Consider the following 22,569-nt stretch of genomic DNA (forward strand, 5'->3'; position numbering starts at 1 on the left):
AAGAAATTTCATCAAATTTCTCAGACTCAAGTCTGGGCCTACAAAAACTAAGTCCGCCTGCGCGAACAGAAATTTAAGCAGTCTAGAAATAGCAGATTGTACATAATTAACAACAAAAACAGATATGAATGCTAGCGAAATTTTAAGGCGATATACATCAGGAGAACTAGATTTTCAAGGTATGAATCTCAGAGGGGTATACCTGAGCGGTGCCGATTTAATTGGCGTCAATTTAAGCAGTGCTGACCTCTGGGGTGCAAACTTAGCGATGTCGTACCTGAGCAGAATTAACCTTCAGCGCGCAAATTTAACTAATGCAAAGCTGTGCGGTGCTAACTTAAATCAAGCAAACTTGAGCGGAGCAAATTTGTCCGATGCAGACTTCCACGGAGCGACTTTGCAAGGTGCAGACTTTCGCAAAGCCAACATCTCTTTGGCAGTTTTTATTGATGCAAATTTGAGCGATGCAGATATGCGAGGTGTGAATTTGCAAGGTGCAGATTTGCGCGGTGCGTGCTTGCGGGGTGCAAATTTGCGGAAGGAGCTGCGGCTTTTTGAGGGTGCAAATTTGCGGGGTGCAAATTTGCAAGGTGCAGATTTGCGGGGCGTCAATTTGCAAGGTGCAGATTTGACTAAAGCTAATCTCAGTCACGCTAATTTGACTGAAGCATTTCTGGGAGAAGCAAATCTGACTCAGGCGAACTTGAGCGAAGCTATTTTAGATGGCATATTTTTGACTGAAGCAACTTTGGTAGAAACAAATTTTTCCTGGGCTGTAATGGCCAATGCTAAGTTGGAAAGAGCTGTGTTACTTGATGCTGAATTGGCTGGCGCTAATTTGCGCGGTGCATTTATGACTGATGTAAAGTTGAGCAATGCTAATTTAATCATGGCTGACTTGAGTCGAGCTAATTTGGTGCGGGCTGATTTGAGTCGAGCTAATTTTAATCAGGCAAATTTGAGTGAAGCTGATATGACTGATGCTTACCTGGCTAGAACAGATTTGCGGGAGGCAATTTTGCACCGCACAACTTTGATTAGGGCAGATTTGAGCACTGCTAATTTATCAGGTGCTCAGTGGCGCGGTACAATTATGCCGAATGGAGAAATGCACGGGTAATTACTTATAGCAGCAATTTATGGCTGTCACCAAAAGATTTAATCTCCGACCTTGTGATTTAACAATTATGAGGAAAAATGAGCTAGGTAGGAGAGCCGTCATTAATTTAATAGTTAAGGCCATTTTGTAGCATTCACAACTGGAGGGCAATGCTGTGTTAGATACAGGAAAAATTTTACAAGAACGTTATCAATTGCAACAGCGTTTAGGACGCACAGCGGCAGGCCATCAAACTTGGCTAGCAGTAGATTTAGAGTCTCAAGAACAGGTGACGCTGAAAATGTTAGCTTTTAGCCCGGAAATGCACTGGGAAGAACTCAAGCTTTTTGAAAGAGAAGCACAAGTTTTGCAGGCGCTAAATCATCCCCGCATTCCTTGCTATCGAGATTATTTTTCCCTGGAGCGGGAAGCCGGAGCAGGATTGCCTTGGTTTGGCTTAGTGCAAGATTATATTCCGGGATTTTCACTTCAGGAATTGTTAGAAAAAGGCAAGAAGTTTTCAGAAAAACAAGTACGCAAAATTGCCACTGAAGTGCTGGAAATTTTAATTTATTTGCATGAATTAAGCCCCCCAGTTTTGCACCGAGATATTAAGCCGAGTAATTTAATTTGGGGGGAAGATCAGCAAGTTTATCTAGTAGATTTTGGGGCGGTACAAGCTCAAGCGGCGGTGACAGGTGTAACGTTTACAGTGGTAGGAACGAGTGGCTATGCACCCTTAGAACAGTTTTGGGGGCGGGCGGTGGCGGCTTCGGATTTGTATGCTTTGGGAGCTACTTTAATTCATTTGTTAACGGGGATGACTCCTGCGGATTTGCCACAGAAAGATTCTCGGATTCAGTTTAGCGATCGCGTGAGTGTGAATCCCACTTTGGTAAGCTGGATTGAGAAGATGACGGAAATCGCCTTAGAAAAGCGTTTCAGCAAGGCTAGAGAGGCTTTAGCAGCTTTGAAATCGGGAAAAATACAAGGGGCTAATCTTCAAATTCCGACTGTTTGGAAAATTGCTAAACCACCTCGCTGTCGCATTCAACTTAGCAAATCAGCAACGGAGTTAAACATTAAAATTCCGTCTACTTTAGCCAGAAAGCCTTTTTTAGGTTCTTTTATAGGAATATTAACTATACTGCTATCTTGGCCGATAGTCTTAGCATATTTGCAAGTAAATGTCAGTATGGGATTAGGATTTTTTCCGCTTGTAGCAAGTATGTTACTTAAGATTTTGGGCAATGGTACTAAAATTACCTTTAACCGGAACTACTTTAAACTGGAACATCAGATATTTGGTTGGAGTTATTTAGGACAAAGGGGGGAAGTTTCTGAGATTTTGGGTGCTTTTCTATACAATACTTATCAGGGAAATCAAATCAAAATTCGTTCAGGTAACGAGAGGGGAACTTACTTTTATACTTTAGCAACAAATTTGAAAGAGGTTGAGGCGGCTTGGTTAGCGCAAGAAATTCAAGATTGGTTAAATTTAAGATAAATTTTTGTAGGACGAAGCCTTGGTTATTAATTTTTTTGTATAATAGACACCTCGCAACTAAAAATGGGTAACGCGCTCACTTATAGGGTGTCTAAAATACAGCAGATTCCAGGTTCATTAAGTACAGTAGCAACAGCTTGTAAACCAGACTGCTCGATCAAAAAAATGATGCTACTTTAAAAGAGTTATGCCAAGGCTTTCAAAAAAAGACCCCAATTAAAGTCAGTATATCTTATTACGCGATCGCCCCAAAAACATTGAATTTTAATTCAAATTTATCCTTTCACAGGCAAAACGATCGCAAACTCAGTGCCAACTCCAGGCTCGCCATTCACCTCGATGCTTCCGCCATGTTTCTCTACCGCAATCTGGTGGACAATTGCCAACCCCAATCCAGTTCCTTTGCCGACACCTTTCGTCGTGAACAAATGGTCGAATATCTGCTGTTTAACTTCCTCTTTTATGCCCGTGCCGTTATCAGCAATTTTAATTTTAATGTACCCTTCGCCGACTATATCAGTGCCAATCGTGATGCGGTTGGGGTTGGCGGTAATTTCGCTAAAACTGCGTCCAATATTTGACTCTTCTAAGGCATCGATCGCATTCGCAAGCAGGTTCATGAAAACTTGATTCAATTGACCAGGGAAACATTCGATTTTAGGGAGATTGCCGTATTTAGTGATCACTTCGATCTGCGGGCGGTGTTCGTTTGCTTTTAGACGGTGTTTCAAAATTAAAATAGCGCTATCAATGCCTTCGTGAATATTAAAAGGAACTTTGTAGTCTTTGTCGCCTCGGGAGAAGGTACGCAAACTGTTGCTGATGCTGCAAATGCGCTCGCACCCAAGTTGCATTGAATCAATCATCTTCGGTAAATCTTCCAAAAGATAATCGAGGTCTATCTCTTCGGCGTGGTCGGCTATTTCCGATTGCGATGCACCGGAGCGATACAATTCTAAGTGTTCTATAACATCTTCCAAACTTCTTTTACCTTCGCTTAAATTGCCAGAAATAAACCCAATCGGATTGTTGATTTCGTGGGCTACTCCGGCGACCAAATTACCCAAGGCCGACATTTTCTCACTTTGCACGATTTGCAGTTGTGCTTGTTGTAAATTTTTTAAAGTTCGTTCTAGCTGTTGGTTTTGCTCTTGCAAAAGTTCTGCTGCTTGCTTGCGATCCGTGGCATCAACACCCAAACCAATAATCCCGATCGTCTCGCCCTGGGAATTTTTTAACTGCACTTTCGTGATTTCTAAATAGTGTAGTTGGCCGTCCACAAGTCTGAGAATTTCGCTGGAGTAATGCGGCAAATCTTGAGTAAGGCAGGCGGCATCTGAAACCAGACAGCCCGCTGCATTCTCCCCTAGTATATCTTTATAATGATCGACAGCTAGGAAATCGCTCAGAGGCACGCCCACCTCTTGAGAAAATGTCTTGTTCACAAACTGTACTTTACCACTGGGATTCACCATCCAAATCCAAATCGGAGCGACATCAAGAATCGCTTGGAGCATTTTTTTCTGATCGGCAAGCTGAGCTTCGGTTCGGCTAATTTTTACTAGCGATCGCTCTAATTGTTGGTTGTAATCCTGATACTTTTTATATAGCAGAGCATTTTGCAAACAGATGGCTGCCTGGGAACACAGTAGATTGAGAAGTTGCAGGCGATCGCGGGTAAAAACTCTTGCGGTTAAGCGATTTTCCAGATACAAAATGCCGACTAAGCTGCCTCGATCGAGAATCGGCCAACACAACAGGCTCTGCGGTTGGTATTTGAGGATGTAGGAGTCGGAATCCCAATCACGTTGTTGAGCGAGATCCCGAACAATAACAGGTTTCAATAAATTTTTAACGCAGTCAACAATTTTGAGGGGCAAGATATCGCTGTTGTCATCGAGTTTTGCGGATAATAAGTCGATCGCCCATTCGAGTCCTGAATTGTCGAGCGTGCTGGTAGCCGCGATTTCCCATTGATTGCCGTTTGGCAAAATCAGCGCTCCTTTGTCAGCTCCTGTATTTTTCATCGCCAGTTGCATCAGTTTGGCAATCAGTCGCTCGAGTTCTCTTTCACTAGAGAGCGCTTGACAAGCTTTTAGCAGTGTGGAAAAATTCCCGAAATCTGAGACGCTCGCCGAAACAGACGGATAAATGGATGGATGAATGGATGGATGAAGCGATTGATTTTGCCCAGCCGGTGTTGAAAAATTTGCTAATGGATTTGCAGGGAGTTTTGCGGCTTCTAAAATCGGTTTTAATAATTGAGGATAACGTTTTTCTAAGTCATCAATTTTTGCTCTATCTCCCCAGCGCACATAGCAATCATAGGCATCTATCATGTAAATTCGGGCAATTTTTTCTCTTCCCAATGACAGGTAAAACTTAGCAGCGAGTTCGCAGGCAAGAGCTTCTTCATTGACATATTCGTTAGCTTTAGCTCCGGTAATAGCTCGATCATACAGTTCCATTGCTTCTGCTGTCTGTCCCAAAACCCCCAGCAATTCTGCCTCAACCAGCTCGAACTTGTGTTGGTAATTGATCGGCGTATGGTGCGCGAATTCTTTGAGTTTTTTCTGACTAGCCCCAACGCGATTAAGGATTTGTTGGCGCTCTGCCGGTGCGGCATCTGCATAGATTGCCAAATCTGCCAGCGCATCATAAAAGTCGTGCATCATCGTTACTAGCATCAAAACACAATTCCCAAGATAAGGTTTGCCTCCATTTCCCCTGTCGATTGGCGGCGGATTACGGCTCGAATATATCGCGAATCCGTGGCCTTTTTTGGTTAAAATTTATACACCTCTATTTGGCAGCTAACAGTCAAGATTAATTGAAAGATTGGAAGGTTTAATGTATTTGTAAATAACCGATCTGCGTTGGAGTTCGTCGAGAATGTCTGTTCGGTTGAGGACTATTTCTACCGATCCCATGAACGGTCGCTAATGCAACTTTTTTGGATTGTAGCAGCACCGCGTCCCGGAAATCCTCCCCCACAACGAGGTAGGTTTGAGAATTTTAGCGGCGGGTTGTCGGTCTTTCTCGCGCACGAACCGATCGATCGCTGATCGAGAATGTGTTTACAATTGCGCGATCGGGCGAGCTCCAGGCATTACCGTAGTCAAATCTACTGCATTTATTATTGCGTCCATATCGGCTGACCTCAACTCCGAAATTAGCTTGACAAAACTTAGTGTATCTATCTTAGGGCATAAACCGCATAATTTTTGATCACCCGATCGAAAATTCCAATTATCTGTGAATGAACAACATTTTATACTTTGGCGATCGCGATTAAAGCTTTTTACTTACGTATAAGTTTCTGCTGTTAATCTCAAATGCGATTCAATGAACGCGAAATACCGTAGAAACACTGCCTTATCATATATTGAAAAATACAATGGGTAATTAATTGAATTTAATATAGCTCGATCGCCCAAATTTCCGCTACGTCGGTCAAAAAGTTTTTATCTTAAAAAATCCAAATACAATCTATAGAAATTATAAAGAATCCGTCGTGAAAAAAGTGGCATTCCAGTCCCCCCTAGAAAACGACAGGGACGTTGGATTGTGCTGAAACCCCCCTCCACTCTCCTTCCGGCCTAATAGCCCTCCCAGGGGTTAAAACCCAATCAAATATTAATAGGCAGTAGTCTTCACATGACCGGAAGCATCCAGGATACAAGCCCCCGGATTCATTCCTTCGCAGACTCAGGACCCAGAAATAAAAAACCTGTATCCGATGAAACTTGCCCCCCGAATTTATCCGTGGGGTCAATGCTTCAATTCTTTAATCTAAAATCTAAAATCGATTGATTTTACCTAGATTCCGACAGGGGTTTTAACCCCTGTCGGAATCTAGCTTCCCGAAAAGGAAACAGCGTTATTTGAGATTAGTCGTCTGTCGCTCTTTCAGCCGCTCGTTGAGTTCAGTCAATATCTCGATTCACTTTCTAGGAAATATTGTCTGAGGCATCTTGAGCATTCTATCTTGCATCTCGTGCTGCATCATTGATATTTTCTTGGCCGCCGCTGGTATTATATCTCAGAGACTCAGTACCCTCTGCTGCTCTTTCTTTTGCTCCCTGCGTGGCTTCTTTAACAACATCTTTTGCTCCCTTCAAGCCTTCGCGAGTGTTTTCTTTAAGATTAGAAAAGCCTTGTTTGGTTTTGTCGCCAAAGTTATCAGCTTTGCGCTGGGCGGTGCGAGCATCTTCCTTCACCTTTTCCCCAATTTGGCCTAGTTTCTCAGGTGCGTCATCCGCTACCCGCCGCACATTTTCGCCTACATTGTTGCTAGATTTCGTGTCAATGCGGTGCTGCGCTTGCTCTTTAAGAAGCTCAGCTTTTGCTTCTGTGGTGGTCATCTTTTTGTTTCTGGGATCGACCTCGCTGTAGTCGTTCATCCCGCCTTTGAATTCGGACGTTACAGCCCCTGAAGGCACTTCTTCTCTAATTTTGTCGGCAGTTTTTCCTACCCTCGCATCAGCCTGTCCTGCCATCACATCAGTTTTTCCTGCCGTCACATCAGGGCGGCTACAGGCTGTACTCACTAATACTAAAATGCCAGCCAGAAACACTGTTAAGATTTGTACAGCTCGAATTTTTTTCACAAATGCAGTTAGTCTGTTCATAAAAATGCTCCTTTCTATTGTGAGATGCTCAAATGCCTTGTGGCTTTGTAGATGTCTAGCCGTACCAAATTAGGCACTTAAACACTTTTTAAGTATACGAATAGAAACCGTAGCTTTTCATCTATCCCAAGTTACATTCCTCAAGTTATAGTAGAAGGAAGAAGGAAGAAGGAAGAAGGCTCTTCGGCTTTTCGAGCGGATAGAAATCAGCAATCAGGAAGAAAAAATGGACAATCCTCAATCTTCTACCAATTATTAAAAGTCGCAGCACCCCGCACCGGAGAAGGCAAAGTCGTTTCCATACATAGCTGTTTGGTTTTCCATGCGCGCACTATGTTGAAATATTGTGCGTGTTCGGCTCCAAAAAAAACCTTCTAGTCAGGAACTAGAAGGAAAGTGGTGTATGATCTCAAGTACAACAAGGTCTTTAATCGCAATTGTGGCGGCACATCCCGATCGCACACATCTGTCTAATGGCTGAAAGTATGTGCACACTTACTAAGCATTTTGAATCGCTGTTTTTAAACTCTTGCAGAATTCCCCGATCGCCTCTAAACCCTGTTCTGGAGTTCCTTCAGCCAAGCGTTTGACAAAAGCACTGCCAACAATCGCAGCATCTGCACCCCATTCTTTCACTTGGCGAGCGTGTTCAGGTTGCGATATACCAAACCCGACGCCGATGGGTTTGTCGGTGACGGTGCGGAGTTCTTGCAGCAATTCTTTTGCTCTCGTTTCTAAGCCTTCGCGTACTCCCGTAACCCCCGTCACACTGACTAAGTAAATAAATCCTTGAGACTGACGGGCGATCGCTTCTATGCGACTTTTGGGACTTGTCGGAGCAACTAATAATGTTAGTTCAATCCCTAATTTGTTGGCAGGTTGGATGAGACTGTCTGCTTCTTCTAAGGGCAAGTCTGGTACAACCAACCCCTGAACTCCAGCACTTTTGATTTGCTGCAAAAAGGTTTCTATACCTCGGTACAAAATCGGGTTGTAGTATGTGAAGAGAATGATGGGCGATCGCAAATTCGGACTAACTTTCGCTACCATTTCAAGCACCGCATCTAACGTCGTTCCCCGCTGTAGAGCCCTTGTAGCAGCGGCTTGAATCACCGGCCCGTCAGCTAGCGGGTCAGAATAGGGAACGCCAAGCTCGATCGCATCTGCACCGTTATCATCCAAAATTTGCAGTGCTTTAGCCGTTGTCTCCAAGTCTGGGTCGCCAGCAGTAATAAAAGGAATCAATGCACATTGGTTGCTTTTTCGCAACGTTTCAAAACAATTAGAAATAGTCATTAGTTATTAGTCATCAGTCATTGGTCATTGGTCCTCATAGGATGTCCCCTCGATCGAGCGCAATTAAATTTGTTTGTAGTGAGGACTTCATTTCTCATAAAACTCCCTCGGACTGAAGTCCTCACTACAAACCTATCGCGCTTATTTTAGGGAACGTGATATCAATCATCAGTCATTAAATTAGCAGTCAATATTACTATTGATGAGTTGTTATTCCCCAGTCATTAGTTCAGAGTTTATTGCTAATGACTAATCATTAATAACTCACTAATAACTAATGACTGAGGACTAAGGACTATTGACTAATTATCTTTTTCCTGCTCAATTTCGGCTTGAAGTTGGGCTAATTCTTCAGGAGTGAGTGCATCTAGCTGCTTCTGCAAGACAGCTTCTTTGTAGTCTTGCAATTGCTGGCTGTAGGTCATATTTTGAGTCAGTGCTCGAAATAAATAAGTCACCAGCCAGCCAATCAAGCCGGCGACCAAAAACAACTGACTCCAAATCCCTGCATTCATGCTGTCGAGTCCGGCAAATTGCAGTAGCAAGTAGACAAACCCACCTGCTACAAAAAAGCCGACACTGATTCCAATTACGTCAATACGTCGCATTTAGGCTTCTATCTGCCGCCGTTTGGGCCGAAAATTCAAAAATGGAGCTAGGAGAAACATACCTGGGAAGAAGAAGAACATCAAGAAGTACATGAAGCCGCGCTCAAAAGAGGTAGCGACGTACCAGCGGCTGTTGAGGTAAGCGTAGGTGGCCGCGGGTACTACCAGGAGGTAGGCTCCTGCCAAGACGGCGTAAAGCAGTAAGGTAATATACATAGATTTGCTTTAGGGGAATAATAACACGGGTAAGTTCAGTTGACACGCTCCGTTGGCTGGTTAACTATTGTACCGCTTGCGGAGATCCAGCGCGACTTTTGGGAATTTTTTGATTAGGGGTTGCGTAAATTCGGGTTTTGGCTGTAGAATAAAAGGCTGTTGCTGTTAGTGGCTCAAAACCACAGCAGCTTGACCAAAGGGGGGCGTGGCGGAATGGTAGACGCTACGGACTTAAAATCCGTTGACCCGAAACGGTCGTGTGGGTTCAAGTCCCTCCGCCCCCATCCATTTCAATGATTTGTGATTCAACGGTTTCTGATTTCTTGTCACCAAGAGTTCTGTTATCCGTTCAATTTTCGCGCTAATGGTTTTCTACTATGTCCAAAAGCGCCTCTCTCTATATCTGCCAAGTTCGCCCACGACTTTTTACGTCGGGTCTTCAACTGGTTGAGCAAATCGGCTGGTTTGGGAAATTCTGCGACAGTCGGAAGCGATTTTTTCTGTTCATCCCGTCCCGCGTGATATTACGCAGCAACTGGCAAAGTAATCACAAATTCCGTGCCCTGTCCTATTTGAGAATTTACCTCAATTTTGCCTTGATGCTTGGCAAGGATTTGATAGGAAATAGCCAATCCTAATCCCGTACCTTTGCCGATCGACTTTGTTGTGAAAAAGGGGTCAAATATCTGTTGGGCACTGGCGGACGCAATTCCCGGCCCGTTATCCCGAATCTTGACGGTGACAGTATTGTCGGCTGTAATTTCCGTGCTAACCCAAATAGTTGGCGAATAGCCTTTGTCTTCCTTTTTCACCTCCTCCAGCGCATCTATTGCATTGCCGATCACGTTCATAAATACTTGATTGAGTTGGGCCGGATAGCACTCAAGCGCAGGCAACTTGCCGTATTGTTTAATAACTTGAATACCTTGTTTGAGCCGATGATTGAGAATTACGAGGGTGCTATCAATTCCTTCGTGAATGTCGGCTGATTTCATTTTTCCGTCGTCCAATCGCGAAAAATTCCGCATCGATACGACAATTTCGCGAATGCGATCGGCTCCCATTTTCATCGAAGAGAGAGTTTTTGGTAAATCTTCTCTGAGAAATTCGAGTTCAATGTCTTCGATGCGCTCTAGAATGGCATCTGGTGGGTTGGGATAATATTCTTGATAGAGAGTTACCAAACCTGCTAAATCTTCGATGTATTGGTTGGCATAGTCAATGTTGCCGCCGATGAAGTTGACAGGATTGTTGATTTCGTGGGCTATCCCTGCCACCATTTGACCGAGAGATGACATTTTTTCGGTTTGAATTAATTGGGATTGAGTTTGTTTTAGTTCTTGTGTATACTCGCTAACTCGCTGAATCAATTGATTGAAAGAGACAGCTAAAACTCCGATTTCGTCGTCGGTTGTGACTGGTACTTGCAGGTTAAAATTTGATTCGCGAGCAACTTGCTGAGCCACATTAGTGACGGTTTCGAGGGGTTGGGCGATCGCGCGGCTGGTTTTGTCCGCTAGGGTGGCGGCGATGAGTGCTGAAATTAGCATACTCCCGATAATAATTCGGTTTCGCAAACTTCCAGCTTCTTCTAATGCTTGGGTTCCTTGCTGTTTGTGAATTTCTACTGTAGAAATTAGGTCAGTTAAACTTTGAGCAAGGTTATCTAGTACGATCGCCTCTTGGCCGCTGCTAGTCCTCAACATTTGTAGTTGTGCGGACTCAATGCTGTTGGGTGGCAAGTTCCAAACATCCGCTTCTTTTAACTGCAATTTAATTAGCTTACCGTAGTAATCAATGACGAGGGCAGATTTCTTCAATATAGCGTGCAATGCTGCCTCTTCTGTTGCTAGTCTATCCGGATTTTCTCGTGCGAAAGATTCAATTTCTGAAATCAGGATTTTAGCCTGATGGATTTGCCTGAAAAACCGATCTTGTTCGTATTGTAGCGCCAGAGTGTTTCCCAAAACGACTGGCAATCTCGCCGCGTGCGATCGGGCTTCAAATACGGTATTTTGCAAATTTTGCAGCAGTTGCTGCTGCTGCCCAGCAACATTCACCTGAACTAAAGCTTGCTTGCGAAAGTAGTCTCCCAATCTCAGTCCCGCACCAGTTCCCAAAATCGCTATGCCGATAGCTAAAGCATAGCCATAGCTAATTTTTTGGCCGATCCGCAAATGGTTGCATTCTGCCTTTAGCCCAGTTAGATTAATAGTTGAAGTCGGTAACAAATGTTTTTGAGCATAGTGCTTTTGCTCTACCTTGCTATTTTTGGACTGGCTGTGGGTAAATAATAACATGGGAAGTTCCTCCCAAACAAATCAGGAGTAATTGAGCGAAGAAAAGCAGAATGCACTTATGCTGAAGGCGGAAAGCTGTTTTGACTGTTTAATTTTGAATTTGGAAATCTTTAACTCAAAACTTAACTCTTCCCCTATTATCTCTGTTTTTATACTAGAGTGTTTGTGATCTCTATCAACAATCTATGTGATTATACGCAAATTTACAAAACTTATGATTACAACGATTAGTATTTTTAGTCAGTTGGGACACAAGGCCCAACTACGGGTTCTCCCCGTTTTTCTTTTTTTGCCAGTTCTAGGTTTAATTCCAGCACTTTTGCTAAAATATCGTCGCGGTCAGTAAAGCCGTAAGCTTGCATTACTTCGCGATCGAGCTTAGCATGAAGTTTATAAAGTTGACTTGTTGGTTCATTAAAAAATTTATTGTAAAGTTGAGTAATTCCCCACTGCTTTGCGGACATTTGTTGAGTGCGGTATTGATGCAATTCGACCGCCGTTACCCGAATTTGCTCCACTAATTGATCGGTCGGGGTCTGGGGAAATGGGAAAGTTTCAAAGCAGGTATTGTGGGTGTAAGCTATTCTGTCCTCAAGTGTAGATTTTTGAGCATTCATCCAAATTCGGTGAATTTTCGATGTTAGGATGCCAAAAACATAAAAATCATCAGAGACAACAACTTTAGTTTTATTTCCGGGCAGCCATTCACAAGAGCAAGGAACGAAAACAGCCCATTTGGATACCTCTGGAACTGCAAAGTATTGAGATAAAGGGGCGATCGCCTTTCTCATTTCTGAACGCAATCGCAAAAAATTCCACCAATAAATTCGGGATCGTGCATCTCGATTATTATCCCGTTCAGGCTTGACATGAGCTTTCACATACTCAAAAGGCAGCACATATTCACTCGCTTCTTCAATGTTCATATCATTGAAGTCAATAATCCAGCGTTCCGGCATACCGTTAGGATTCTTTGCTAGATTTGCACCCATTGAAAAAAGTTTAAGAACCTCTTGATTTTTAGCATCTTCTTTAATCCAATCATTAACCTGCTGTTGACTAACAATAAATCCCATTCCCACTGGAATTACACCTTGAAAGCATGTGTTTAAATTCGCTGACAACCTAGCAGCTTGAGAAACATCAATCGTAGCTTGCAGCGAAGAGTTGATACTAGAAACCGCGAGATTATCTAAATAGTAAACTTTCGGCTTTTCCTTGCTCCAGTTAATCAAGCTGACATGAACCTTAGCTTGCCCAGACCAAGGCTGAGTAGAAACGGCTGCATAAATGTGACCGCCATTTTGCGCGACATAATCTAAAGCAGCAGCACGACTTTTACCTTGACTGATTGAATTAGTAGCAACTAAACCAGCCCTACCATTGGGTTCTAAATTGTTGTGAGCAATCCGAAACCAATAAGCACAAAAATCAACCGAATCTTTCACATCAGGAAAGCGTTTAAACACGCGGTCAATATATTCATCTCCCAAGGCAATCCTCATGTGCTTGCCACCTAAAAACGGAGGATTCCCGATAATCGCGTCAGCCTTCACCCAATCAGTAAATAAAGCATCCTTACAGACAATATTTTTATCCAAAGTATCTAAAGGCAGAGAAGGTTCTTTCAATCCCAAATTATCGATCGCCACCTTACGGCCAATCATCAGTGTCACCCGCGCCAACTCCACCGCAAACGAGTTAATATCCATGCCGTAAAATTGCTGCGGCGTGACTAAATTCATATAACCTCTTGTACCGTCGCACTCGTTTAGCTTATCTAAAAGTAACTTTTCAACTTGCTTAAGTTCTTGATAAGCTACATACAGAAAATTACCCGAACCGCAAGCCGGATCTAGGACGCGATAGCGACCTAATTCTTGATGCAGATTTTGCAGTTTTGCTACCGTATTTGCAGCGTTAATTCGCTCTTCCCAGTAATAGCTAATTGTGGGCAAAACAATGCGGCGAATGTCTCCCTCTGTAGTAAAGTGAATCCCGTAGGCGCGGCGCTGTTTTTTATCTGTTTTCAAAGCCGATTCAAAGATATTGCCAAAAATAGAAGGGCGTACCTGACTCCAGTTTTGTTCGGCACAAACTTCTAATATTTTCAACTCACCCTGTTGCAGTTCAATGGGGTGTATTTCCGAAAATAATCCGCCGTTGAAATACTCGACTCCTTCATAACGTCCTCCGGGCGTGACTCCCTGCTGATTCATTGCTTGAAATAAGCCACCCAAGACATCGTAAGAACTTGCTCCTTCCAGACAATCTTTGACGCAGCGAGTAAAGAGTGCAGGCGGCAAAAGTCCCCTATCTTCGGCAAACATTGCTAAGACGCATTGCAACACAAATCGCTGGGCCTGAAACTGATTAAATTTAGCAAATTTGCGCTCTTGGCCGCGTTCGATTAACATTTCTAGCAGCATCCCCATTCTGCTAGCAGCTTTTTCGGTAATCTCGACTTGGTTGTTTTTGAATATGGGGCGGCGGCTGGTAGATTCCATGAAGGCAAAAGCGGGCGATCGCGCGGGCAATTGCTTTAGGGATATAATGTCTACAGGCTGATCCGGCTGAAGGTCGAAATCGTAAATGTGAAACTCGTCAAAGTTGCACATCATCACGTAGCGCGGGCGATCGTCTTTTTTTAGGCGAATATAATAGCGTTCTGTTTGGGTGCGGTGTTCTCTTTTAGTCAAATCTTCACCGCGCTTTTTCATTTCAATCAAAACGTGCTTTTTCCACACCAAATCAGCAAATCCAAGTTGACCTTTTTTGCTGCTTTTTTCTATGCGTTCCTCATAGGTTGCGCCTGCTTCTAATGCCCCCTCGTGGCCGAAAGCCCGAAAGAAGCGGTCTAAAAATACCTGTGCTTGTCCTTTTTCATCGCCTGTAATGTGTTGTTGGCAGTAGGTAACAAATTTTTGGAGGCTTTCAGGGGTTGCTGGCATGGGAGGATTATTTAAAACGCCTATTAATTAGTATAATCTGCTATCTTGTATTATTGTTATCTTTGGTCATAGGCCGCCAGGGAATGAATTCCCTGTCTAATAGCTAAAGTCCTCTGAAGAGGACTGAAAAGAATATGTTATTTTTTTCAACAAAATTTGATACTATTTATTTAGTCCTCTTTGAGAGGACTTGAGCTGTGAGCCAGGGAATTAATTCCCTGGCGGAATGTTGGGTAGCGGGTAGTAATACTATATTGTTAATAATCTTTATTATTAAATCCTAAAAATCTGTGATTCAAAACTCGACTGAAATACCTACAAATAACATTCAAACTGGATGGCACGGCCACCTGGATTTAGTCTACGCTAACCGCAGCGGTGCAACTCAAATCATTCACAGTCAAATGCAAGCGCCCCTCAAGGTGCAGCGCCCGTTTTATCCTGAAGGGAAAGACATTTGTCACAGCGTCATCTTGCACACGGCTGGCGGAGTTGTCGGGGGCGATCGACTTTCCAGCAATTTTCACCTCCAACCCAACGCCAAAGCCTTGATTACCAGCGCCGCTGCTAGTAAAATCTATCGTAGCAGCGGACTAGAATCACAACAAAATATTGACATTCAACTAGATATCGCTGCTAATTTAGAATGGCTGCCACAGGAAACAATAGTTTTTGACGGCGCAATATATCGGCAAAATTTGCGGGTAGAATTAGCACCAACAGCGAGGATTTTACTGTGGGAAGTTACCAGATTTGGACGCAGTGCTAGGGGCGAAAACTTCTTGTCTGGAGAATGGCGATCGCACACCGAAGTCTGGCAACAAAACAGCCCTTTATGGATTGACAGACAATTGCTCAAAGGTGGAGAAAAAATGCTCGAAAGCCCTCACGGCCTCGGAGGAAAACCCGTAGTCGCCACCCTTGCTTGGGTAGGCGAACCCGTCACCACAGAGTTCGTGGAAAAAGTGCGAAATTTGCCATCTGAGGCAACAATTTATCCTGGTAATTCCACCGTCGGCGTCACTCGTATTCCTAACGGTTTGCTGTGCCGATATCGCGGTTCATCCACCACCGCAGCTAGAGACTGGTTTGTCAGCATTTGGCACTTGCTGCGCTTATCTTTTTCAGAACGCCCTTGCTGTTTGCCCAGAGTTTGGATAAAATAGGATGATCTTTGAGATTCAATGTATAGTTCCCATCCTAACTCGATTATTTATCTCTCTCTTCTGGAGACTCTGCGCCCTCTGCGGTTAAATCATTCACAAAAAACCGTAAAAGATATCATAATCAAATAATGCGATCGCACTTACAAGAATAAAAATGCAACTCACCCCCCAAGAAAAAGACAAACTGCTGATTTTCACCGCCGCCCTGGTAGCAGAGCGCCGGAAACAAAGAGGTTTAAAATTAAACTATCCAGAAGCACTAGCCTACATTTCCGCCGCCATTTTAGAAGGAGCAAGAGATGGCCTCACCGTCGCAGATTTAATGAGTTATGGAACAACTCTCCTGACGCGGGAAGATGTGATGGAAGGGATAGCAGAAATGGTGCATGAAGTTCAGGTTGAGGCGACTTTTCCCGACGGAACTAAGTTGGTAACAGTGCACGATCCGATCCGTTAAAAAATTAACCAGACAGACTCATAGGAGGAAAAGATGATTCCAGGAGAAATGATTGTTTCAGCAGGCGAAATAGAATTAAATGCGGCTCGCCCAACGGTGCGGTTGCTGGTAGGAAATAAAGGCGATCGACCCATTCAAATTGGTTCACACTATCACTTTTATGAGGCAAACGAAGCCTTAGAATTTAATCGAGAACAAGCAAAAGGAATGCGGTTGGATATCCCCGCAGGTACAGCAGTCAGGTTTGAACCGGGAGATGAAAGGGAAGTTCAATTAGTGCCGTTTGTTGGTAGTCGTCAAGTCTACGGCTTTAATGGAAAAGTGAACGGTCATCTGGATGCTGAAGTATGAAGCCAGAAGGTAGTTCACAATTGTTTAGTTTTGAATTTGAAACTTTTTAACTTAAAAGTCCCAGCAGTTTCAAAAAAAAATGCAACTGTAGGGAATTTCCACACTATGATAGTGATCAGTCATCCCCAATCCCCCATCGAAAATGGTATCAATTCCAGCCCTACGCCTGGAGAGTTCTCAAGTAATTTCAAAACTGTTTCTCTGCCTTCTGTATAAGTCCCTTCTGCCTTTCTTTTGTTACTTAAATCTCATACTTTTGAGCGAGTTAAAATCTGCCGTTTGGGGGATACCGTAGTTGTTAAAATTGCAAAGATATACAGCAAAAGTGCGTGATGAACCCAAAATTAGTTGACCAGATAAAACAGGCTTTGAAGCAGAGCTTGCTTGCAACATCAAGGCGTGTCTGGAGAACCCCGTTAGACCGGCGCACCAGCATCAAATTGTTAGATGACAGCATCGTTTATAAAAAGCAGCATGAACCAATCAATATACCCGCATTAACCTCGGTAAATAAAGTGCCTTCTCGGTTTTTTGCCACGGAAAAAACCGTGTCTTTTGACCCAGATTATGTTTGGAAGATTTCCCTGAATCAAAAAATAAATTCTCTAACTATTTGTACGTCTGGCAACACGCTTTTGAATAACAAGTTGCTTTTAGACTTGGATTTTCGGATTAGCGGTGCGGGCATTCTGGAATGGCCTTACAAACCTAACCAAATTACCTATCCGCTGGTAGTTGCTCCTTGGTCGCATTTGTGGTGCAGTTATTATGATTATGTGATTTTTGTGCTGGCTAAACTTTGTCGAATTGAGGAGGCTTTAGGTAAGGAAATTTGGCAAGAAGCCAAAATTTGTTATCCTTTACGACATACAAATTTTGAGTTGGGCTTTATGACCAAACTCGGTATTCCTGAAAGTTCACTAATCGACACTAGGGCTAGAGATACGGGATATCATGCAGAAAGTCTGGTGGTGGGAAACAATCAAGACTGGTATTTTCCGAGTCCTTACGATATAGAGCTTTTGCGGAAAAAATTCTGTCTTAAAGAAAAAGTAAAGCCTTATAGAAAACTTTATCTGTCGAGAAGCGGCCGGCGCAAGGTTAAAAATGAAGTACAAGTGCGAGAGGTTTTGAAAGAATTTGATTTTGAAATTTTGGAAGATATCTCGCGCACTGTTGATGAACAAATTCGTCTGTTTGCAGAAGCGGTGGTGGTTGTGGGCCCTCACGGGGCTGGTTTTACAAATTTGCTGTGGTGTCAGCCGGGAACGAAAGTATTGGAATTCTTTTATGGAGGGTACACTCCGCCATATTTCTATTACATTTGTCAGCTATTGGGAATAGAATACTCGCGTATGGTTGATGACAACAATGTAGCGGAAGATTGGAGTTTCATTGGCATGGATATGACGGTAGATGTGGAGATTTTGAAAAGGGAAATCCAGAAAATACTGGAGTAAATTTGCTCCTTCATAGCATTTGCGATTTTCGAGGGGCAGAATTGAGGACGATCGGGGTTTTAAAGCTTGCCTAATGTGGTATTTTTTTTACGGTTGCAGATTGAGGAACTCGGCACATACTATAATTCAAGTGGGTCTCAACTGGTAACTAAAAATTTATTAATATTAGGAGCGAGCATGAGTTACAGAATGGATCGCCGCGCCTACGCGGAAACCTTCGGGCCGACTGTGGGCGATCGCGTCCGGTTAGCCGATACAGAATTATTCATAGAAGTTGAAAAAGACTTCACAACCTACGGGGATGAAGTTAAATTTGGCGGTGGCAAAGTCATTCGTGACGGGATGGGACAGTCGCCTATTTCTAATGCAGACGGCGCTGTTGACACGGTGATTACTAATGCTTTAATATTAGACTGGTGGGGAATTGTTAAAGCAGATGTCGGCATTAAAGACGGCAAAATTGACAAAATTGGTAAAGCCGGAAATCCTTATATTCAAGATAGGGTAGATATTATTATCGGGCCTGGTACTGAAGTAATTGCGGGCGAAGGAATGATTCTCACTGCTGGGGGAATTGACACTCACATTCACTTTATTTGTCCGCAGCAAATTGAAGTGGCGATCGCCTCTGGAATCACGACAATGATCGGCGGCGGCACTGGCCCTGCAACGGGTACAAACGCCACAACTTGCACTCCGGGGCCTTGGCATATGTACAGAATGCTGCAAGCTGCTGACGCTTTCCCCGTAAATCTAGGATTTTTAGGTAAAGGAAATAGCAGTCAACCGCAAGGATTAATTGAACAAATATTAGCCGGTGCAATGGGTTTGAAACTCCACGAAGATTGGGGAACTACACCAGCAACGATCGACACTTGTTTGAATGTAGCTGACGAGTACGACGTGCAAGTTGCAATTCACACCGATACTCTCAATGAAGCGGGATTTGTGGAAGCTACAATTGCGGCTTTTAAGAATCGAGCTATTCATACTTACCACACCGAAGGTGCTGGTGGCGGACACGCACCGGATATTATTAAAGTGTGCGGACAAGCTAATGTTTTGCCGTCGTCAACTAACCCGACTCGCCCTTACACTGTCAATACTTTAGAAGAACATTTAGATATGTTGATGGTTTGCCACCATTTGGATCGAGGCATTCCTGAAGATGTGGCTTTTGCTGAATCGAGAATTAGAAGGGAAACTATTGCTGCTGAGGATATTCTCCACGATTTAGGTGCGTTTAGCATGATTTCTTCTGATTCTCAGGCGATGGGAAGAGTGGGAGAGGTGATTATTCGGACTTGGCAAACGGCACATAAAATGAAAGTGCAGCGGGGACATTTACCCCCCCTAACCCCCCCTTACCAAGGGGGGGAAACAGAGGAAATTAACGATAATTTTCGCGTGAAGCGCTACATTGCAAAATATACAATTAATCCGGCAATTACTCACGGAATTAGTCAGTATGTCGGTTCGGTGGAAGAGGGAAAGTTGGCGGATTTATGTTTGTGGCGGCCGGCTTTTTTTGGGGTGAAACCGGAACTGGTAATTAAAGGAGGGGCGATCGCCTACGGGCAGATGGGAGATGCTAACGCCAGCATTCCGACGCCGCAGCCGGTGCATATGCGGCCGATGTTTGGCAGTTTTGGCGGGGCGATTGGGGCGACTTGTCTGACGTTTGTTTCCCAAGCTGCGCGCGATCGAGATATTGCCGCACAGCTCGGTTTGCAAAAGCCCACTGTAGCAGTTTCCGGGACGCGACAAATTAGCAAAAGAGACATGAAACTCAACGATTATTTGCCACAAATGGAAGTCGATCCAGAAACTTATGAAGTCAGGGCGGATGGGGAATTGTTAACTTGCGAACCGGCAACAGTTTTGCCAATGGCGCAGCGATACTTTTTGTTTTGACTGATATTTTGCACCATTGTCAGCAACAGGCAAGATGCCTGTTTCACAAAATATAAATTTTTTTGTGGAACAGGCATCTTGCCTGTTCATAAAAAGCTAATTGAGAATGGTGCAACCTATTAGTTTTAACCGATTATACAATCATGTAGGGGCGGGTTTTACCAACAATATTTGCCCAAAACCGACAATCTAAAAAACCCGCCCCCACCCAACGGCCAATCTTCATCTTACTTCATTCGGGATGTAATTTCCGGTTAGAAAAATTGATCGCTCGCACTATCAAGCCCTGACACAAAAACCAAAAATAAAGTGCAATATTAATCCCGCTCAACAGCTTCGGTATTCCCTCCAGCAAGCTCGAAATTATCTCGTTTTTTAAAGGCAGCGCTTCTGCAAAAAAGGCAACAAATAACAAACCAACGCCACTCAGCAGTAAAGCATAGGGAGTCGAGCGAATTTGTCTCCGAAAAGCTAATCCGTATGCAATGGCCACCCCGGCGTAAAATATGACAATTGTCACTTTCGGGAAACCCGCACGTCCCAGATGAACGTGGGTGCGAAAAACTTCATTGAACAGAAAGCAACCGGCAAACAGTGCCGAATATAAAATAAATCGATTTTCGGGGCGCTCTGGTTGAATAATTCTCAGCAATCCAAAGGTAAAAGCGCACACCATTACCGATAAATAAAATAACATTTGAAACGCCAAAAAAAAGAAACCTGCACCCGGATACGTGGCAGAGCAAGGCGGCAAAAATAACCCTTTTACTGAAGAACTAAATAAACTCAGACACGCCGTCACTAGCCCAACTAGCACTAAAGTTAAACTATTGAACAACAAGACAGTTCTGTAATTTGCCATAATTAATAACTAAAAGCCAACAACAGTATATTGCGCGTCAAACCATTTTTTGCTAGGGCTTGTGTACGGGGGTTCAGAAACCGGGTTTTTTACGAAAATACTGCGTTGTGACCCGCAAATTCGGTAAAAAATCCGGTTTCTCTGTCGGAGTGCATAAGTCCCGATCGCGTTCTTTGAGTAAAGGTGAAATATTCGGTAAAAGGACAAAGCGCCGTGCTGTGTTTCTACACTAGGCAATTGAGAATCGGCAGATATCTAAACAGAGAGGAAATCTTCAGGGCCGATGAGGTTCGGAGCAACGCCTATCAAAGAAGCTAAAACTTCACCGCTGCTGGCTACTCTAATTAATGTGCCGTCCGTTCCAGGGGAAATTGATAGCTGTCCGAAAGTCAAGCCATTGATTAATTGAATGGTATCTTGAGAGTTTGCGAAATCAGAGATGGTATCAACTCCCAATCCCCCACCTAAAACAAATACATCGTTGCCCACGCCACCGACTAGAATATCGTTGCCCAAACCGCCGTTGAGGGTGTCAAAACCTTTGCCCCCAGACAGGTTATCGCTGCCGTCGCCACCATTGATGATATCGTTGCCCCGCAAACCAGTCAGAACGTCATCGCCTGCCAAACCGTTGATGGTGTCGTTGCCGTTCGTGCCTGTCAGGTTGTCGTTGCCGTTCGTGCCGTTGATGGCGTTTGGAGAGTTATTGATGCCACCTGGAGTGCTGGTTAAGTCAACAACAAAGATGTCACCGCTATTGTTGGTATCCCCCGGCACGAGGTTGGTGGCATCAGAATAAAACGCCACAAACCGCCCGTCGGCTGAGATGGAGGGAGATAAGGAGTAGCGGTTCCCCCGATCGCCAGCCCCTGAAACAGAAACGAGAGTGGTGGTTTTGGCGAGCGTGTCGCGCACGAAGATGGCCTCGTCATAGTTGGTGTCTCCCGGCACGAGGTTGATGGCATCAGACGAAAACGCCACAAATCGTCCGTCTGCCGAGATGGATGGAGATCGGGAACCTGGGAAGAAATCGAAACCGATCGCCCGATCGCCGCTAGAACTGACTGAGACGAGGGTAGTGGTGTTGGCGAGCGTGTCGCGCACGAAGATGTCTTTCCTGTTGTTAGTGTCCCCCAGCACTAGGTTGTCGGCATCAGATTCAAACGCTACAAACCGCCCGTCGGCTGAGATGGAGGGGGAGTAGGAGTCGCGGTTCCCCCGATCGCCTGCTGAGTCAACAGAGACGCCGGTGGTGGTATTGGCGAGCGTGTCGCGCACGAAGATGTCTCTGCCATTGTTAGTGTCCCCCGGCACGAGGTTGGTGGCATCAGATTCAAACGCCACAAACCGCCCGTCGGCTGAGATGGAGGGGGAGTAGGAGTCGCGGTTCCCCCGATCGCCTGCTGAGTCAACAGAGACGCCGGTGGTGGTATTGGCGAGCGTGTCGCGCACGAAGATGTCGAAGTTATAGTTGTCCCCCGGCACGAGGTTGCTGGCATTAGAATAAAACGCCACAAACCTCCCGTCGGCTGAGATGGAGGGAGATAAGGAGTAGTTGTTCCCCCGATTGCCTGCTGAGTCAACAGAGACGAGGGTGGTGGTATTGGTTGACAAGTCGCGCGCGAAGATGGCCCGGTAAGAGTTAGTGTCCCCCGGCACGAGGTTGGTGGCATTAGATTCAAACGCCACAAACCTCCCGTCGGCTGAGATGGAGGGAGATAAGGAACTTGGGAAGAACCCCACACCGATCG

17 protein-coding genes and 1 tRNA gene are annotated in these 22,569 nt (G+C 44.4%); 9 read left to right on the top strand and 9 right to left on the bottom strand.

Features of this window, described 5'->3' with window-relative positions; all coding sequences use genetic code 11:
• The first annotated feature begins 124 nt into the window (after positions 1-124).
• Complete coding sequence (locus QUA77_RS16930) at positions 125-1,120, top strand: pentapeptide repeat-containing protein (protein ID WP_333451351.1); 996 nt, start codon at positions 125-127, stop codon at positions 1,118-1,120.
• A gap of 154 nt (positions 1,121-1,274) precedes the next feature.
• Positions 1,275-2,606: a serine/threonine-protein kinase gene (locus QUA77_RS16935; RefSeq protein WP_333451353.1), complete on the top strand. Its 1,332-nt coding sequence runs from the start codon at positions 1,275-1,277 to the stop codon at positions 2,604-2,606.
• 275 nt (positions 2,607-2,881) lie between these two features.
• On the opposite strand, the gene QUA77_RS16940 is transcribed toward QUA77_RS16935, so the two are convergent.
• Complete coding sequence (locus QUA77_RS16940; protein WP_333451369.1) at positions 2,882-5,293, bottom strand: ATP-binding protein; 2,412 nt, start codon at positions 5,291-5,293, stop codon at positions 2,882-2,884.
• Between the two features lie 255 nt (positions 5,294-5,548).
• Between QUA77_RS16940 and QUA77_RS16945 the strand changes: the two genes are divergently transcribed.
• Positions 5,549-5,671 carry a hypothetical protein gene (locus QUA77_RS16945; protein ID WP_333079081.1) on the top strand — a complete coding sequence of 41 codons (123 nt, stop codon included), beginning with the start codon at positions 5,549-5,551 and terminating at the stop codon, positions 5,669-5,671.
• Positions 5,672-6,589: 918 nt separating this feature from the next.
• Here the strand turns inward: QUA77_RS16945 and QUA77_RS16950 are convergent.
• The 4 genes from QUA77_RS16950 to ndhL form a co-directional block, all read right to left on the bottom strand.
• Positions 6,590-7,237, bottom strand: coding sequence for a DUF6658 family protein (locus QUA77_RS16950; protein ID WP_333040193.1), 648 nt, complete (start codon positions 7,235-7,237; stop codon positions 6,590-6,592).
• A 498-nt stretch (positions 7,238-7,735) separates the two neighbouring features.
• Positions 7,736-8,533: a tryptophan synthase subunit alpha gene (gene trpA / locus QUA77_RS16955; protein WP_333158452.1), complete on the bottom strand. Its 798-nt coding sequence runs from the start codon at positions 8,531-8,533 to the stop codon at positions 7,736-7,738.
• Between the two features lie 302 nt (positions 8,534-8,835).
• Complete coding sequence (locus QUA77_RS16960; protein ID WP_333040197.1) at positions 8,836-9,141, bottom strand: DUF3007 family protein; 306 nt, start codon at positions 9,139-9,141, stop codon at positions 8,836-8,838.
• Entirely contained in the window at positions 9,142-9,357 is a 216-nt protein-coding gene (gene ndhL, locus QUA77_RS16965; protein WP_193972727.1) for an NAD(P)H-quinone oxidoreductase subunit L, read from the bottom strand.
• A gap of 199 nt (positions 9,358-9,556) precedes the next feature.
• Between ndhL and QUA77_RS16970 the strand changes: the two genes are divergently transcribed.
• Positions 9,557-9,641 (top strand) — tRNA-Leu (locus QUA77_RS16970).
• A 240-nt stretch (positions 9,642-9,881) separates the two neighbouring features.
• On the opposite strand, the gene QUA77_RS16975 is transcribed toward QUA77_RS16970, so the two are convergent.
• Both QUA77_RS16975 and QUA77_RS16980 read right to left on the bottom strand, forming a co-directional pair.
• The gene (locus QUA77_RS16975) at positions 9,882-11,657 is read right to left on the bottom strand and encodes an ATP-binding protein (RefSeq protein WP_333451355.1); all 1,776 of its coding nucleotides are present in this window, start codon (positions 11,655-11,657) and stop codon (positions 9,882-9,884) included.
• Positions 11,658-11,893: 236 nt separating this feature from the next.
• Complete coding sequence (locus QUA77_RS16980) at positions 11,894-14,608, bottom strand: DNA methyltransferase (RefSeq protein ID WP_333451357.1); 2,715 nt, start codon at positions 14,606-14,608, stop codon at positions 11,894-11,896.
• Positions 14,609-14,898: 290 nt separating this feature from the next.
• Here QUA77_RS16980 and QUA77_RS16985 point away from each other — a divergent pair, with 290 nt between their 5' ends.
• From QUA77_RS16985 to ureC, 5 genes are all read left to right on the top strand, one after another.
• Complete coding sequence (locus tag QUA77_RS16985) at positions 14,899-15,774, top strand: urease accessory protein UreD (RefSeq protein ID WP_333451359.1); 876 nt, start codon at positions 14,899-14,901, stop codon at positions 15,772-15,774.
• A gap of 154 nt (positions 15,775-15,928) precedes the next feature.
• Positions 15,929-16,231 (top strand): urease subunit gamma, encoded by a 303-nt coding sequence (ureA, locus tag QUA77_RS16990; RefSeq protein WP_006635319.1) that lies wholly within the window; start codon positions 15,929-15,931, stop codon positions 16,229-16,231.
• 33 nt (positions 16,232-16,264) lie between these two features.
• Positions 16,265-16,582: an urease subunit beta gene (locus tag QUA77_RS16995; RefSeq protein ID WP_333451361.1), complete on the top strand. Its 318-nt coding sequence runs from the start codon at positions 16,265-16,267 to the stop codon at positions 16,580-16,582.
• A 332-nt stretch (positions 16,583-16,914) separates the two neighbouring features.
• Positions 16,915-18,042 carry a glycosyltransferase family 61 protein gene (locus QUA77_RS17000; protein ID WP_333451363.1) on the top strand — a complete coding sequence of 376 codons (1,128 nt, stop codon included), beginning with the start codon at positions 16,915-16,917 and terminating at the stop codon, positions 18,040-18,042.
• A 177-nt stretch (positions 18,043-18,219) separates the two neighbouring features.
• The gene (gene ureC / locus QUA77_RS17005; protein WP_333451365.1) at positions 18,220-19,956 is read left to right on the top strand and encodes an urease subunit alpha; all 1,737 of its coding nucleotides are present in this window, start codon (positions 18,220-18,222) and stop codon (positions 19,954-19,956) included.
• Between the two features lie 232 nt (positions 19,957-20,188).
• Here ureC and QUA77_RS17010 read toward each other — a convergent pair whose 3' ends face one another.
• Positions 20,189-20,818, bottom strand: a complete 630-nt coding sequence (locus QUA77_RS17010) for a hypothetical protein (protein WP_333451368.1) — start codon at positions 20,816-20,818, stop codon at positions 20,189-20,191.
• A 255-nt stretch (positions 20,819-21,073) separates the two neighbouring features.
• Positions 21,074-22,561: a calcium-binding protein gene (locus QUA77_RS17015; RefSeq protein ID WP_333451371.1), complete on the bottom strand. Its 1,488-nt coding sequence runs from the start codon at positions 22,559-22,561 to the stop codon at positions 21,074-21,076.
• Positions 22,562-22,569 lie beyond the last annotated feature (8 nt).

Source organism: Microcoleus sp. K5-D4 (assembly GCF_036704575.1).
GTDB lineage: Bacteria > Cyanobacteriota > Cyanobacteriia > Cyanobacteriales > Microcoleaceae > Microcoleus.

Excerpts from the sequence above, each read along its gene's own strand:
- QUA77_RS16940 (WP_333451369.1), bottom strand. The coding sequence starts at position 5,293 with ATGCTAGTAACGATGATGCACGACTTTTATGATGCGCTGGCAGATTTG.
- QUA77_RS16995 (WP_333451361.1), top strand. The coding sequence starts at position 16,265 with ATGATTCCAGGAGAAATGATTGTTTCAGCAGGCGAAATAGAATTAAAT.
- QUA77_RS16945 (WP_333079081.1), top strand. The coding sequence starts at position 5,549 with ATGCAACTTTTTTGGATTGTAGCAGCACCGCGTCCCGGAAATCCTCCC.
- ureA (WP_006635319.1), top strand. The coding sequence starts at position 15,929 with ATGCAACTCACCCCCCAAGAAAAAGACAAACTGCTGATTTTCACCGCC.
- ureC (WP_333451365.1), top strand. The coding sequence starts at position 18,220 with ATGAGTTACAGAATGGATCGCCGCGCCTACGCGGAAACCTTCGGGCCG.
- ndhL (WP_193972727.1), bottom strand. The coding sequence starts at position 9,357 with ATGTATATTACCTTACTGCTTTACGCCGTCTTGGCAGGAGCCTACCTC.
- QUA77_RS17010 (WP_333451368.1), bottom strand. The coding sequence starts at position 20,818 with ATGGCAAATTACAGAACTGTCTTGTTGTTCAATAGTTTAACTTTAGTG.
- QUA77_RS16975 (WP_333451355.1), bottom strand. The coding sequence starts at position 11,657 with ATGTTATTATTTACCCACAGCCAGTCCAAAAATAGCAAGGTAGAGCAA.
- trpA (WP_333158452.1), bottom strand. The coding sequence starts at position 8,533 with ATGACTATTTCTAATTGTTTTGAAACGTTGCGAAAAAGCAACCAATGT.
- QUA77_RS16980 (WP_333451357.1), bottom strand. The coding sequence starts at position 14,608 with ATGCCAGCAACCCCTGAAAGCCTCCAAAAATTTGTTACCTACTGCCAA.
- QUA77_RS17000 (WP_333451363.1), top strand. The coding sequence starts at position 16,915 with ATGAACCCAAAATTAGTTGACCAGATAAAACAGGCTTTGAAGCAGAGC.
- QUA77_RS16930 (WP_333451351.1), top strand. The coding sequence starts at position 125 with ATGAATGCTAGCGAAATTTTAAGGCGATATACATCAGGAGAACTAGAT.
- QUA77_RS16960 (WP_333040197.1), bottom strand. The coding sequence starts at position 9,141 with ATGCGACGTATTGACGTAATTGGAATCAGTGTCGGCTTTTTTGTAGCA.
- QUA77_RS16950 (WP_333040193.1), bottom strand. The coding sequence starts at position 7,237 with ATGAACAGACTAACTGCATTTGTGAAAAAAATTCGAGCTGTACAAATC.